This is a genomic window from Streptomyces sp. NPDC020965 (assembly GCF_044333555.1).
GTDB lineage: Bacteria > Actinomycetota > Actinomycetes > Streptomycetales > Streptomycetaceae > Streptomyces.
Map to the genome: position 1 here is coordinate 36,339 of NZ_JBIRRE010000013.1, position 15,007 is coordinate 51,345.

Below are 15,007 nucleotides of genomic sequence, written 5' to 3' on the forward strand. Positions count from 1 at the left end.
GGGCATCTCATGGTCGCAGCGTGAGGACGTTCGTGACAGGGCGTCATATGTTCTGGTGCTGGGTGGGTTGATCCGCTGGGTTGTTCATGCGGCTGACGGGCGGGGGCGCGGTCGAGTGGCGTGCCACCGAGGGGCACGCGGGAACGAACCGTCGGCGGTGGAGGTTTCGTGCCATTTCGCGAGGTGCATGCGCACACCAGCACTGTGCGCAATATGGGCGGCGCGTGGCATTCATCACCTGAGCTCTTGCGGACTTTCACCCCATGAGGTCGGTATGTCGGCATGCCGACCTCTAGACCGTCCGTGATCACGCGCTTACTGTCCCTTTAAATTTCCTTAAATTGATCATGTTCAGCACACCTCGGGTGCTCCTGATGGAGGATGTGTCGATTCTGTGAGTGGTAGATGGGGTGCCGGCGCGGCAGGGCTTGCGCTGTCCAGCGCGATGGTGGTGAGCCTGCTCGTCCCGACGAGCGCGCACGGTGCCGTACGGGACAAGGCGCCGGTAGCCCCGGCTGCGGCCCAAGCCGCCGAGCCCACGGTCGCGGACAGCGAGACGGAGGCAGTGGATCTGGCCAGACGCACCGGCCGGCCGGTGGAGGTCGTCTCCAAGAGGGCGGAGAGCAGCGATGTGTTCGCCACTCCCGACGGCCGTCTGGAGGCTCGGGAGTATCTGCGGCCGGTGCGGGCGCGGGTGGACGGTCAGTGGCAGCCGGTGGATACCGGTCTGGTGCGTTCGGGTGCGGGGACGGTGGCGCCGCGGGCGGTGACCGTCGGTCTGGAGTTTTCCGGTGGGGGCGATGTGCCCTTGGTCAGGATGTCCAAGGCGGGTCGTGATCTGACGCTGGAGTGGCCGACGAGTCTTCCGGTCCCCGAGTTGCGTGGTGACACCGTGACGTATCCGGAGGTTCTGCCGGGGGTGGATCTGAGGCTCGGCGCGCAGGTGGATGGTTTCACCCAGCTCCTGGTCGTGAAGTCGGCCCAGGCTGCGGCGCATCCGAGGCTGGCCGAGCTGCGGTTGAGGCTCGGCAGCGGGAGTTTGAGCGTTCGTGAGACCCCGAGTGGTGGGCTGGAGGCGGTGGATGAGGGCTCGGGTGGCGTGGTCTTCGCGGCGCCCCAGCCGGTGATGTGGGACTCCAGCCCGGGGCCGGCGCCGGTCAGCAGAGCGGCGGGGCGGGCCCCGGCGGCGCAGCCGGGGCAGGTTCTGGGCGGGCAGGGGGAGCCGGGGGCCGGGGAGTCGGGCACACTGGCGCCGGTCGGTGTGGATATTCCGGCGGATCAGAGCGCGTTGGTGCTGAGGCCCGATGCCGGTCTGCTGAAGGGGCCGGACACGGTGTATCCGGTCTTCATCGATCCGCAGTGGCATTCGCCGAAGGCGACGTCGTGGACGATGGCGTCGAAGTACTGGGCGTCGTCGCCACAGTGGTTGTTCAACGGTGACCCGGATGCGGGGATGGGGTACTGCGGCTGGGCCTACTGCCAGCCTCAGGACACCAAGCGGCTCTTCTACCAGATTCCGGTCTCTCGGTTCGCGGGCAAGACCGTGCTGTCGGCGGAGTTCGTGGTGCGTAACACGTGGTCGGCATCGTGCAGTGCGCGTGCTGTGGAACTGTGGCGCACCAAGGAGATCAACGACCAGACGACCTGGAACAAGCAGGACGCCGAGGGGTTCTGGATCGAGCGTTTGCGGACGGCGTCGTTCTCCTACGGCTTTGACGGATGCGCCTCGAAGGACGCCGAGTTCGACGTGACGGCGGCCGTGCAGAAGCGTGTGGGCAAGGAGTCGCACATGACGTTCGGCCTGCGGGCCGACAGCGAGAGTGACGCGTACGCGTGGAAGCGGTTCTCGGACGACGCCTACCTGCGCGTGAAGTACAACCGTCCGCCACCGCAGGTCCGGATGTCCCAGTTGACCATGGAGTACGGCGGTGTCTGCAAGAAGCCGGCGGACGCACCGCGTACCCGCAGTCTTGGCGCGATCTACGCGAACAACATCAGTGATCCGGATGGCGATGCGGTGGCGGTGCAGTTCCAGGCCACTTGGAACGATGGCGCGGGTGTGTGGCGGGGTGGGCTGACGAGGTACAAGAAGTCGGGATCCGACTTCGCCATCCTGCTGCCGGCGACGATCCCTCAGAACCGGCAGATCGCCTGGCAGGTCCGTACGTGGGACAGCGCACAGTTCTCGCCATGGTCGTCGGCCGGTGATCCCACCGCCTGCTATTTCGTCTACGACGCCACGGCGCCCAGGTCGCCAGCGATCACCTCGGGGGACTATCCCGCCTCCGACCCGGAGAATCCAGACGATCCCTGGCTGGACGGCACCGGCAAGTACGGCTCGTTCGAGGTGCGTGGCAACAGTACTCAGGTGACGAAGTACTGGTACGGCCTCAACACCGGTGCGACGTCGGCGAACACGGTCACCACGACGGAGGGCGCGGCCAGGACAATCAAGCTGCTTCCGACGAGGGCCGGGCTGAACACCCTCGAAGTGATCTCCTTCGACGCGGCGGGCAACGCCTCCGCGCCGGCCAGCTACCGTTTCCGGATCAAGGCGGGGCAGCCCGAACGGGTGACCTGGGCTCTCGATGAACCGTCGGGCAGCCAGCAGGCCGCGGGCACGGCTGCCGAGCGGACGGCCGATCTGCACGGCGGGGCGACCACCGGGGTGACGGGCGCGCTGGGGAAGGCGGTGCTGTTCGACGGGGTCGACGACTACGCGCGGACTGAGATCCCCACGGTCGCCACCGACACCGGATTCTCCGTCTCGACGTGGGTGAAGCTGTCCAGGAAGCCGGGGAACACCGCGATCGTCGCGGCGCAGCCGGGCAACCACTCCCCCGGGTTCCAGCTGTACTACTCCACCACCTACGACCGCTGGGCGTTCGCCCAGTCCCGGTCCGACACTGCGGGAGCTACGGTTGCGCGCGCCATGCAGGCGCAGGCGGGAGGGGTGCGTGCGGGTGAGTGGGTTCACCTGGTGGGCACCCACAGTTCCACCGAGAACGAGCTGAAGCTGTACGTCGACGGTGAGCTGGCGGGTACCACCGCCTACGACTCGCCGTGGGACGCCCGGCGTGGTCTGCAGATCGGTGCGGGCTCCTCGAGCGGGGTACCGGAGTTGTTCTTCCCCGGCGCGATCGACGAGGTTCAGATCTTCGACAAGCCGCTGGCGCCCGGTGAGGTGACCCGGCTGCACGGAAAGGAGTCCCTGCGCTCGGGGCGTCCCGCGCGGGCCGTCTTCGCGATGGACGAGGCAGCGGGCGCGACGCAGCTGACGGGAGTGCCCGAGGTCCTGCCCGCGGCTCTCCATGGCGGCGTCACGGCCGGGGCCACGGGTGTGGTGGGCAAGGCACTGGAGCTGAACGGTACGTCCGGGTACGCCAGCACGGATCGGCCCATGCTGAACAACCAGCGGGGCTACGCCGTCGCTGCCTGGGCCAGGCTGACGAAGACCAAGCCGAACCATGCCGCCGTCGTCGTGACCCAGGCGGGAGTCAACAGGCCGGGGTTCGAGCTGTATTACTCCAACACGTACGACAGGTGGGGTGTGCGGGCCTACACGGCCGACACCGCGGATGCCCCGCAGGTCCGTGCCCTGCAGACGGAGGGCAGCACGGCACGTGGCGGGGAGTGGGTGCACCTCGTGGGGGTGTACGACACCGTCCTGGACGAGCTCACCTTCTACTTCAACGGACGGAAGGCGGGTTCGACGGCACTGCGCAGCGACTGGTACGCGGGCGGTCCCGTGCAGATCGGGGCGGGTCAGTACGGAGGGCAGCCCGGGTCCTTCTTCCCGGGCCGGATCGACGATGTACGGCTGTTCGACCGGCCGGTGTCGGCCGGTGAGGTGCAGCAGATGTTCCGGCAGCGTCCGCTGGTCAAGGCGCGGTGGACGTTCGAGCAGTCGTCCGGCTCTCCCGCGACGACTCCGGACGCGTCCGCGTCGGGGCATGACATGGCACTGCATGGTGGGGCCCGTGTGGGACGGGACAAGGGCGGCCGGGTCGACGGTGGCATGGTCCTCGACGGTGTCGACGCCTACGCAACGGCCGATATGCCGGTGGACACCACCGCGAGCTTCGCCGTCACCGGATGGGCGCAGGCGGCTGCTGTTCCCGGGAGGCCGGTGACGCTGCTCAGCGCTCCGGGCGCCGCGCAGAATGCCTTCGCCGTGCGGTATGAGCCCAGTACCACGCCGACGACGGATCCGGGGCGGTGGCGGGTCACGACGGCCGACAAGGATGCCTCGAGTGCGTCCGTCACCCAGGTGGAGAACGGTATGTTCTTCGGTCCCACCGAGTGGACGCATCTCGCCCTGGTCTATGACGGCTTCGACAAGCAACTGTCGCTGTATGTGAACGGTGAACTCGAGGAGATCTCGTGTACCGATGCCGACGGTGATGGTGTGGCCGACTCCGCGGAGTGTGCGGAGCGTACGTCGTGGTCCGAGGATGTGCTGACGTTCTCGGCCGTGCAGTCACTGCGGGTCGGCTGTGTGAAGACCGGGGCGACCTGCGGCGGGTTCTGGCCCGGTGTGGTCTCCGACCTGTGGGCCTTCCAGGGCACGTTGTCCGAGGCGCAGATCGCCAAGTTGGCCGTGGGGCAGCGCGGTATGCCGACCGAGGTACCCGGTATGTGATGCCCCCCTTTCTTCTCTGTCGGGGGCGGCCTGCGGGCGCGTCTTTCGCGGCGCCCGGGCCGCCCCCGACGACGTCTGCTCAAGAGTTTGTCTGCCCTGCTCCGCGTGCGACGCGGTGACCGGGGATACGCGGTGGAGGACACGATAGAGATGATCAACGGCAGATCGATGAGACCGTTCCCCGGGATGCGCCGGCGGATAGCCGTGGCTGCGGCCGTGGTGATGGTCGGCACCCTTCTCCAGGGAGTGACACAGCCCGCGGTCGCGGCGGACGACGGTTCGGGCCGTCCCGATCTTCCGGCCGCTGAGAGCCCGGTCGCCGGGTCCAGGGTCGTCGGCGGGCAGCGGGCGGACGCGGTCCGGCCTCACGAACCGAGGCGGATGCCGCACGCGACGTGGCCGAAGGCGGCGACCACCCGTATCCAGTTGACCGCCGGGGCGAGGGGCTTGGCTTCCTCGGAAGCCAAGGACGGTGTGCCGCTGGAGCTGGACACCGGGCTCCGGGCAGGTGTCAAACCCGCCACCGGGGCAGTGGAGGCGCGGGTACTGAGCCGGCAGGCCGCACGGGCGGCCGGGGTGGAGGGCGTGCTGTTCACACTGCGCTCCGAGAAGGCGGGTACGCAGGGCAGTGTGCGTGCCCGCATCGACTACTCCGGCTTCGCCGAGGCGTACGGCGGGGGCTACGCCTCCCGGCTCACGCTGGTCGAACTGCCCGCCTGTGCGCTGACCACCCCGGGCGTGGCGGCCTGCCGCTCCGCGAAGCCCGTCGTGACGGCCAATGACACCGCGCGGCGGACTCTCACCGCCGGGGGGCTCGCCTTGCGAGCCGGTGCGCCGACAGTCCTGGCCGCGGTGGCGGGTGCGTCGAGCGGGAACAGTGACTACAAGGCGACCGCGCTGTCCGCGTCGGCGACCTGGAACACCAACCTCAACACCGGTGACTTCAGCTGGTCGTACGGGATGCCGGTGCCCCAGGTCCCCGGCCAGCTCATCCCCACGGTCGGCCTCTCCTACTCCTCCGGCGGAATCGACGGCCGCACCGGGAACACCAACAACCAGTCCTCCTGGGTGGGCGACGGCTTCAACCTGTGGCCCGGGTCCATCGAGCGCCGCTACAAGCCGTGCGCCGACGACGGCGTCAAGAACGCCCAGGGACACAAACCGGGCGACCAGTGCTGGGCCTATGACAATGCGTTCATCTCGTTCAACGGTAAGGCCGGTGAACTGGTTCCGGTGGGCGCCGACGCCTTCAAGCTCCGTGAGGACGACGGCACCAAGATCGATCGCCTGAGGTCGGCCAACCGCGGCAATGGCGACAACGACGGCGAGTACTGGCGCCTGACCATGCCTGACGGAAGCCGCTACTACTTCGGCTACAACCGTCTGCCCGGGTGGGCCGACGGCAAGGAGACCACCGACTCCACCTGGACCGTTCCTGTCTTCGGCGACGACGCGGGTGAGGAGTGCAACGGGGCGACCTTCGCTGCCTCCTGGTGCCAGCAGGCATGGCGGTGGAACCTCGACTACGCCGTCGATCCGCACGGCAACGCCATCGCCTACTACTACACCAAAGAGAACAACTCCTACGGCCGCAACCTGGAGTCTGCGGACAACACGCGCTACGTCCGGGGCGGCACGATCGACCGCATCGAGTACGGACTGAAGTCCAGCTCCATGTACGGCACCAAAGCACTGGCGCGCGTCGACTTCACCAGCGCCGAACGGTGCCTGCCGACCTCCACCGTCGACTGCTCGTCCATCAGCACACAGGCCGCGCACTGGTACGACACCCCGTGGGACCTGAACTGCGGCACCGGCGAAACCTGCGACCAAGGACGCCTCTCCCCCGCGTTCTTCACCCGCAAGCGGATGACCGAGGTCACCACCCAGGTCCTCGACGGCGCCGCCTACAAGGACGTCGACACCTGGAAGCTGGCACACCACTGGGGCAAGGCCGACACCGACTACCAGCTGCTGCTCTCCTCCATCCAGCGCACCGGACACACCGCCGTCCCGGCCATCACCCTGCCGAAGACCACCCTCGGCTACACCCAGCTCGTCAACCGGCTCGACCGAACGGGCGACGGACACGCCCCCTTCGTCAAGGACCGCCTCTCCACCGTCACCGACGAGTCCGGCGGTCAGCTCGACGTCAACTACACGGCCCCGGCCTGCAGCTGGACCGCACTGCCGACCCCGGAGACCAACACCACCCGCTGCTTCCCCCAGTACATGGGAGGCAGTGACACCGAGGATCCCACCCTCCAGTGGTTCAACAAGTACGTGGTGGACTCCCTCACCGAGACCGACCGCACCGGCGGCGCCCCCGACAAGGTCACCCAGTACGACTACCGGGGCGGCGCGGCCTGGCACTACGACGATGACGACGGCCTCACCAAGGAGAAGCACAAGACCTGGTCCCAGTGGCGCGGCTACGGACACGTACGCGTCCAGACCGGCGGGCAGGGCAGCGGCCCCTCGGTGATGAAGTCGCAGGCCGACTCCTACTTCCTGCGCGGCATGGACGGCGACCGCAAGACCCGGGCCGGCCAGGTCAAGGACGTCACGATCACCCTGGACGAAGGAGAAGGAGCCCCCCTCACCGACCACGAGTCAGCCGCGGGGTTCACCTACAAGACCGCGACCTACTCGGCCCCCGGGGGAAAGGTCCTGGCCAAGACCCTCAACCGCCCCTGGCGGCACGAGACGGCTAAGAAGGTCCGCGACTGGGGAACCGTCACCGCCAACTTCAGCGGCACCGCGGAGGCACGGTCCCTCACCTCGCTCGACGACGGCGCCGGCGTCAAGTGGCGCACCGTCTCGACCGCGACCTCCTACGACACCGTGGCCGGCCGGATCACCGAGGTCGACGACCGCGGCAACCACAGCACGATCGCCGACAACACCTGCACCCGCACCACCTATGCGGCCACCGGCAGCGACACCATCCTGGGCCTGCCCTCCCGGGTCGAGACCGTCGCCAAACCCTGCGGCACCGCACCCACCCGGCCGGCCGACGTTCTCACCGATGTACGCACCGCCTACGACGGCCAGGCGTACGGCGACGTCGCCACCAAGGGACTCCCGACCACCACCGCCATCCTCAAGGAGTACGACGGCACCACAGCCGTCTACCTGGAGTCCGGCGGCACCCATGACTCCTACGGCCGCCCGGTCACAACCACCGATCTGACCGCCGACGTACGCGTCACCGCAGCCGGAGCCGTCACCCGTACGCCCCGTACGGACGGCCGGACCACGAAGACCGAGCGGAGCCCCGCCACCGGCTTCGTCACCACCCTGGAGGTCACCAGTCCGCCGGCCAAGCCCACGGATCCCGCGACCGCGCTGACCAGCACCACGACGCTCGACCCGCTGCGCGGTCTGCCCCGGACCCAGACGGACGCCAACGGCAAGGCCACGAACTTCGACTACGACGCTCTGGGCCGCTCCTCCAAGGTCTGGCTGGCCGACCGGCTCACCGGCCAGACCCCGAACTTCGAGTTCGCCTACAGCACGGCGGCCGACAAACGCCCCATCGCCGTGAGCACCACATCACTCGGGAACAACGGCACCCAGCGCACCTCGTACGCGCTGTACGACGGATTCCTCCGCCCGCGCCAGACCCAGGAGCCCGGCCCCGACGGCGGCACCCTGATCTCCGACACCTTCTACGACGAACGCGGGCTCACCTCCAAGACGTTCGCCTCCTACTACGTCACCGGCGCGCCGAGCACGCGGCTCTTCCAGCCCGACAACGCGCTGAGCGTCGAGACCCAGAGCCGCTACACCTACGACGGACTGGGCCGGCAGACCGAGCACCGCGAGATCGCGGGCAACGGCGACGGCGGCACCGTCCTGTCCACGACCAAAACCATTCACGGTGGCGACCGCACCACCGTGATCCCGCCCACCGGCGGCACGGCGACCACCACGCTCACCGACGCCCGTGGCAAGACCACCGAGTTGCGCCAGCATCACCAGCCCACCGCCGACTCCCCCTACGACACCACCGCCTACGCCTACACGCCGCGCGGAGCACTGCAGAAGGTCACCGATCCCGGTGGCAGCAGCTGGACCCACGCCTACGACCTCCTCGGCCGCCAGACCACCAGCAGCGACCCGGACGCCGGCAGCACCACCAAGACGTACGACGACCGGGGCCAGGTCCTCACCTCGTACAACGACGCCACCAAGGTCACCCTCGCCAGCGTCTACGACGGGCTGGGCCGCAAGACCCAGTTGCGCAAGGACTCGGCCACCGGGCCCAAGCGGGCCGAGTGGACGTACGACACCATCGCCGGGGCCAAGGGCCATCTGGCGAAGACCACCCGTTACGAGAACGGTCACGCCTACTCCTCCCAGGTCGAGCTCCTCGACCGGCTCTACCGGCCGCTGCGTACCTCCGTCACCATCCCGGCCACCGAAGGGAAACTGGCCGGGACCTACGACTCGAGCACGTCCTACAAGGTTTCCGGCGCCGTCCAGGCCGTCGGCTACCCGGCCGCCGGCGCGCTGCCCGCGTCGGTCGTCAGCTTCACCCACGAGGACGCGACTCTGCGCCCGATCGCCATCAGTGACAGCCAGGGCGTTCAGGGCACCACGAGCTACAGCCTCACCGGCAAGCCGCTCCAGCACGAGCTCCTCCGGGACGGGGGCAAGAAGACCTGGGTCACCAACGGGTTCGAATGGGGAAGCCAGCGGCTGTCCACCACCCGTGTGGACCGCCAGGACGTCGCCGGGGTCGACCAGTCCAGCACCTACCGCTACGACGACGCCGGTAACGTCCGGTCCGTCTCGGACGTGTCCCGCTCCGGCACCGACAACCAGTGCTTCACCTACGACTGGGCCCGCCGCCTGACCCAGGCGTGGACCCAGCCCACCACCACCTGCGCCGCCAGCCCGAGCGCCAACGCGATCGGCGGGCCCGCACCCTACTGGCACTCCTACACCTACAACACCGTCGGCGCCCGCAGTACCGAGACCCGCCACGACACCACCGGGAACACCGCCAAGGACCTCACCCGCACCTACGAATACCCCGCCCAGAGCGAGCCCCAGCCGCACACCCTGACCTCGGTGTCCAGCGCCGGGCCGGTTGGCACCCCGAAGGACTCCTTCACCTACAAAGCGGGCAGCATCGTCAGCCGCACCGTCAACGGTGTCACCCAGAACCTCGACTGGGACGCCGAGGGCCACCTCGCCAAGGTGACCGAACCCGTCACCACCGGGCCCGACAAAATCACCCAGTACATCTACGACGCCGAGGGCAGCCGGCTGATCGGCCGCACTCCGACAGAGACCACGCTCTACCTCGGCAGCACCGAGATCACCCTTACCAAGGGGTCCACCACCCCGAAGGCCACCCGCTACGTCGAAGTCGGGGGCGGCCACCAGGCCGTCCAGGAGAACGACGGCAGTTTCTCCTTCACCCTGGCCGACCACCACGGCACCGCCCAGCTCGCCACCGACGCCGCCACACAGCAGCTCACCCACCGCCGGAGCCTCCCGTTCGGCGGCACCCGCGGCACCCAGCCCGCGAACTGGCCCGGCACCAAGGGCTTCGTCGGCGGCACCGACGACACCAAGACCACCGGCCTAACCCACCTCGGCGCCCGCGAGTACGACCCCTCCACCGGCCGCTTCATCAGCGTCGACCCCCTGCTGGAACTCGACAAGCCCCAGACCCTCAACGGCTACACCTACGCCGCCCAGAACCCCCTCACCTTCACCGACCCCACCGGCCTCGGCATCGGCTGCGGCCCCGGCATGATGGCCGACTGCCCCAGCAACGACCCGAACGGTGACGGCGTCGTCAACCCCGGACGCCCCGACACCAACCAGCCCGGCGCCAGCAGCAACACCGGCAGTACCAAACCCTCGGGCGGCGGCGGCGGAAAGGCACCGGTGATCCGCCCCAAGGGGGATTCCATCGAGATCGCCGGCGTGTATCTCCCCACACAAAGTGAACTGATACGCGACTACCCGAACATGTACGACCACGACCGGAGTTACCAGAGCAATCTGCAGAACTGGGCCCGCACCATGAAGTGCAGCGGGTTCGAAAATACCGAAGCTTGCGGCATCATGGGAAAGCTCGGCTGGTTCGGATCAACGCCCGACGCCGACATCCTTGAAATCCTCGGCCTCAGGAACGCTGCCGACTGCGCCCAGGGAGAGGGAGGCGGCAGCTGCAAACGCGCCCTAGGGGACGCCGTCGTCGCGGCAGCGGGCGCCGGAGTGGGCAAAGTCGGCAGCATCATCTTCAAGGGAATCAAAGCCAGTCTGAAGCGTGGGAAGGCCGTCCCTGTCCAATGCCTCGTCGGGGCAGCCGGCAACAGTTTCACGGCAGGCACCCTCGTTCTGATGGGCGACGGAACAACCAAACCCATCGAAGACGTGAAAGCCGGCGACCAGGTCCTCGCCACCGATCCCGAAACCGGCATATCAACCGCACAAACCGTCACAGCCGAATTGGTTCACCTCGACAACGACCTGATCGACCTTCGCGTCCGAGGTGACGACGAAAATCCGGCAGTCCTCAAGACCACGGCACACCACCCCTTCTGGGACACGACCACCCAATCCTGGAAACCAGCGGGCGCCCTCACAGAACAGAGCCGCCTCGCCACGGCGACCGGCCAACCGGCCGCAATTGAGGCTGTCGACCGTCGCGCCGGGTCGGAGCGCATGTACGACCTCAGCGTCGCCGACTTCCGCACGTACTATGTGCTGGCGGGCGAGACGCCGGTCCTCGTCCACAACAGCAACTGCGGAATTGGCCGGGAGCTGATCGGTGACAATAGGTCGGATCACATCCTTGATGGTCACAGATACCCGGGGGCTGGGGGTAAAGACGCTTTCCCGAAGGGGTGGTCTGATGACCAGATTCTGGATGCTGTTGCTGACGTGGTGACGAGTCCAAATAGCCAAAGGACCTGGTACCAAGGATCTGCCGTGCATGCCGAGAGAACCCTGAAGACCAGAAAGGGCGCACCTGCGGTTCAGGATGTGGTCGGGACCTCAGGAGGGGTGAGAATTCTGGTGCGTTACGAACCTCTCACTGGAAAGGTACTCACAGCGTTCCCGAACTGAGGAAATAGTTCAACCGAGTCCGAGTGTTGCATTTTCGATGATTGGAGGATCATGGAGAGAGATGCGAATCTGATGGAAATGTTGCATCGTCTGGACGATCCCGAATGGCTAGAAGCGCCAGCTGACTACAATCCAGCCGACACTGCAGCTTCATTCGACCGTCTCGCTGCGCAGGTTGATTCTCGCTTCTCGACGCGTTGTAGAATCGATCGGGACATCCAGGATTCTGCTCAATACGGACGAATCGAAGTCCCGGGAGAAGCCACGGTTTGCGGAACGAGGATCGTTTTCCTGGCGAGCAGGTTCAAGCCTTTGACGATGGTTGCGGCCGATAACCCTGGCGCCTTCTTGAGTACAGACGAAGCGCGCGCTGAGGGTGAACTCGACGCGAGTGACCTTGAGAAGGCAGAGCAAGCTCTTGCCGAATTGGGGTACGTCGCAATTCCGGAAGAACTTCTCACAAACCGCTACGACGGGGTCACTCGGCTGCGTTTCCATGGCTCTGGGGAGCCTACTTGGTGGGACCGGTTCTTCGGTTCATTCTGAGCGGTCTCCATCATCAGGGCTCATAGCGTCAACCTTGGAACCTTGCGGGCCCTCTGGGATTCGCTCGCCGCCGACTGGCCAGGAAGGCGAATTCAGCAGGAAACATCAGCCCCGCCGAGCTGTGCTTGGCGGGGCTGATGTGGTTTCTGGCAGCAGCAGTTGACGGCAAACGTCAACGGACGGAGACTGCGCAGTTCAACGGGACGTCGCCGGGTCTCGGCGGAGTCGCGGAGCCGACCAGCGAAGTCAACTTGCACCACTGTCTACGCACTCAGATCCCATCCGTCGCTGGACCCGCCTCTGGGGCACCGGTCGCGTCAATCCACTTGGAACGATTTCAGTCACACAGACCAAAGGCACTGCAGATGGACCAGTCAACGGAGGACGTCTTCGCTTTGAACGAGCAGACCGCCGTCGTCTCAGACATCTGCGCCGCCATGCTGATCGTCCCGAGCCTGGCCAGCTCACTGAGGACCGCACTTGCCCAGCGAATCCTGCCGGGGCGGCTCGAGGAACTACTGAGGCACACCCTTTTCGATGGTTAACGTCCATACCCGGCATGAGAGTCGGCGTCAGGACCGAAGCCTGCAACCTAGTAGAGGCCGACAACGACAGCACCTTACCGACCGCTGACCACCTCACCGCCGACACAGGTCTCGCCCGGCCCGCGGTTCGGGGACCTCGATCCGCAGCGATCGGCCCATGCGAACGTCACATACGCCTCCGTCCTGTGACGGAATGGCCTTCGAGTATTGCCTTCAGGTACGGCAGAGGATGCGGGCCCAGACGGTTTTGCCGACGTCGTTGCCGAGAACCTGGTACCCCCATCCGTCACTGAGTTCGGTGATGAGCTGGAGACCTCGGACCGCTTCACTCGCGAGGGCCTGGTTGTGTCGCTGCGGCAGTTTTGTGCTGGGATCGCGGACGGCGCACACGAGCGCGCGATGGATGCCGTGGAGTGCGAGCCAGCCCGATTGGGTGGGGGCCGGGGCCAGGGCGTGTTGGAGTGCGTTGGTGACCAGTTCGCCCGCGACAGCCATGACGCGCGCCTCCCACTCCTGGGTGGCGGTGGGGTACCAGGCGCTGAGGGTGTGGCGGGTGAAGCGGCGGGCCGCGCTGAGGGTCCCGGGGGCTGGGGTGATGCGGTGGGCAGTGAAGAGAGGGACGCCCAGGCCCCTGGGGAGCCCCCAGTCCAGAGGGCTGGGTGTCCGGGAGGGCTTCGACACTGTCAACTCCTGTCGCCCCCGCCAGGGGCAGGCGGTGGGGGCTTCACGGGTATGAGAACGGACCGCAGGAACACTCTTTCGGGGGAGAGTATTTGCGCTGTTCGGACCCTACTATTTCGACTACCCACCGCCCATGCAATTGCATATGGGATTTCACGCACGCTAGAACATGCGTGCGGGCCACCCGTCCCGGGCGAGCCCGGTGGGGCGTCTGGTACGGAGGCGAAAGGGGTCATGATGCAGTACGACAACGGTGTCCCTGCATGCGACATCGCTGATGCGGCATGGTTCAAGAGCAGTGCGAGCACAGCGACGGGCAACTGCCTGGAGGCTGCCGCACTTCCCAACGGGTACGTGGCTCTGCGGAATTCACGCTTCCCGGCTGGGCCAGCACTGGTGTTCTCCCCCGAGGAGATCGCAGCGTTCCTGTCGGGTGTGAAGGGTGATGAGTTCGACCGGCTCGTAGGGCCGGTCAGAGCCTGACTCGTGAGGGGAATCGGCGGACACGCGGGTTCCGTCCTGGAACACTGTCCTGGACCATTGTTCCCTCTCTGGAGCCCGTATGTCTGCGAGCCATCCAGCACCGGTGCCTTCCGATGACGCCGGCGACAAGGATCGTCTGGAAGACCCCCGCCGGGAGGCAGCAAGTCGCATCCTGGGCGAGAGCCTTCGGCGTTATCGCAAGGAGCGAGGTCTGGGGCTGAAGGATGTCGCCCCGGTCATCCGCGCTTCTATCTCGAAGATGAGCCGCCTGGAGCGTGGGGAGAGCCCGCCCAAGCCCCAGGATGTCCTGGATCTGGCCCGGTTCTACCGAGTGACGACCAAACAGCAGCGGGAGATCGACACGCTGCTGCAGCAGTCACAGAGCAGTGCCTGGTGGAACCAGTACACCGACGTGACACCGAGCTGGCTGCGACGGTTGATAGATCTGGAGATCGCGGCAACCGACATCATCATCTACGAAACGCATCTGGTGCCGGGCCTGCTGCAGACGCCGGCTTACGCCCGCGCCGTGGTCCGGGCCGGACTGCCGCAGGCAGACGAGCGCGAGATCCGGATGCGGGTCGAGTTACGGGAGCACCGCCAGCGGCTGCTGCGCGGGAATCAGCGGCCGACGGTCGTCGCGGTGCTTGACGAAGCAGTGCTTCACCGGCCGACGGGCGGTCCGGCGGTGATGGCGGAGCAACTGCGCTATCTGCGGTCGGTGGAGGTGGGCTCTGGGATCCATGTACGGATTCTGCGGTTCGAGCACGGTGCGGATATTGCACCGTCCTACCCGATCACTCACCTGCGGTTCCGTGACGGCGGCCCTGCGGAGATGGTCTATGTGGAACACATGGACAGCGCGTTGTATGTGACCAAGCCTGCCCTGGTCGAGCAGTACCGGCTTGTCCTGACCGAGGCACGGCTGAAATGCGCGCGCTGGGATGACTGTATGACGCTGCTGGACGAATGGATTCAACGGTACGCCGCACAGGCCGCCGCCGGCTGAGGCGGC

The 15,007-nt window shown here is 66.9% G+C and carries 6 protein-coding genes; 5 read left to right on the forward strand and 1 reads right to left on the reverse strand.

Annotated features, from left to right (window positions below; translation table 11 throughout):
* Positions 1-445 precede the first annotated feature (445 nt).
* The 3 genes from ACH4S7_RS31485 (at position 446) to ACH4S7_RS31495 (ending at position 12,283) form a co-directional block, all read left to right on the forward strand.
* Positions 446-4,642 (forward strand): LamG-like jellyroll fold domain-containing protein, encoded by a 4,197-nt coding sequence (locus ACH4S7_RS31485; protein ID WP_398524890.1) that lies wholly within the window; start codon positions 446-448, stop codon positions 4,640-4,642.
* A 132-nt stretch (positions 4,643-4,774) separates the two neighbouring features.
* On the forward strand, positions 4,775-11,737 hold the full coding sequence (locus tag ACH4S7_RS31490; protein ID WP_398524765.1) for a polymorphic toxin-type HINT domain-containing protein: 6,963 nt from the start codon (positions 4,775-4,777) through the stop codon (positions 11,735-11,737).
* 51 nt (positions 11,738-11,788) lie between these two features.
* A complete protein-coding gene (locus ACH4S7_RS31495) occupies positions 11,789-12,283 on the forward strand; it encodes a hypothetical protein (RefSeq protein ID WP_398524766.1) in 495 nt (164 codons plus the stop codon).
* 758 nt (positions 12,284-13,041) lie between these two features.
* Here the strand turns inward: ACH4S7_RS31495 and ACH4S7_RS31500 are convergent.
* On the reverse strand, positions 13,042-13,509 hold the full coding sequence (locus ACH4S7_RS31500) for an ATP-binding protein (RefSeq protein ID WP_398524767.1): 468 nt from the start codon (positions 13,507-13,509) through the stop codon (positions 13,042-13,044).
* Positions 13,510-13,743: 234 nt separating this feature from the next.
* Here ACH4S7_RS31500 and ACH4S7_RS31505 point away from each other — a divergent pair, with 234 nt between their 5' ends.
* Entirely contained in the window at positions 13,744-13,992 is a 249-nt protein-coding gene (locus tag ACH4S7_RS31505) for a DUF397 domain-containing protein (RefSeq protein ID WP_398524768.1), read from the forward strand.
* A gap of 103 nt (positions 13,993-14,095) precedes the next feature.
* A complete protein-coding gene (locus tag ACH4S7_RS31510) occupies positions 14,096-15,001 on the forward strand; it encodes a helix-turn-helix transcriptional regulator (RefSeq protein ID WP_398524769.1) in 906 nt (301 codons plus the stop codon).
* Positions 15,002-15,007 lie beyond the last annotated feature (6 nt).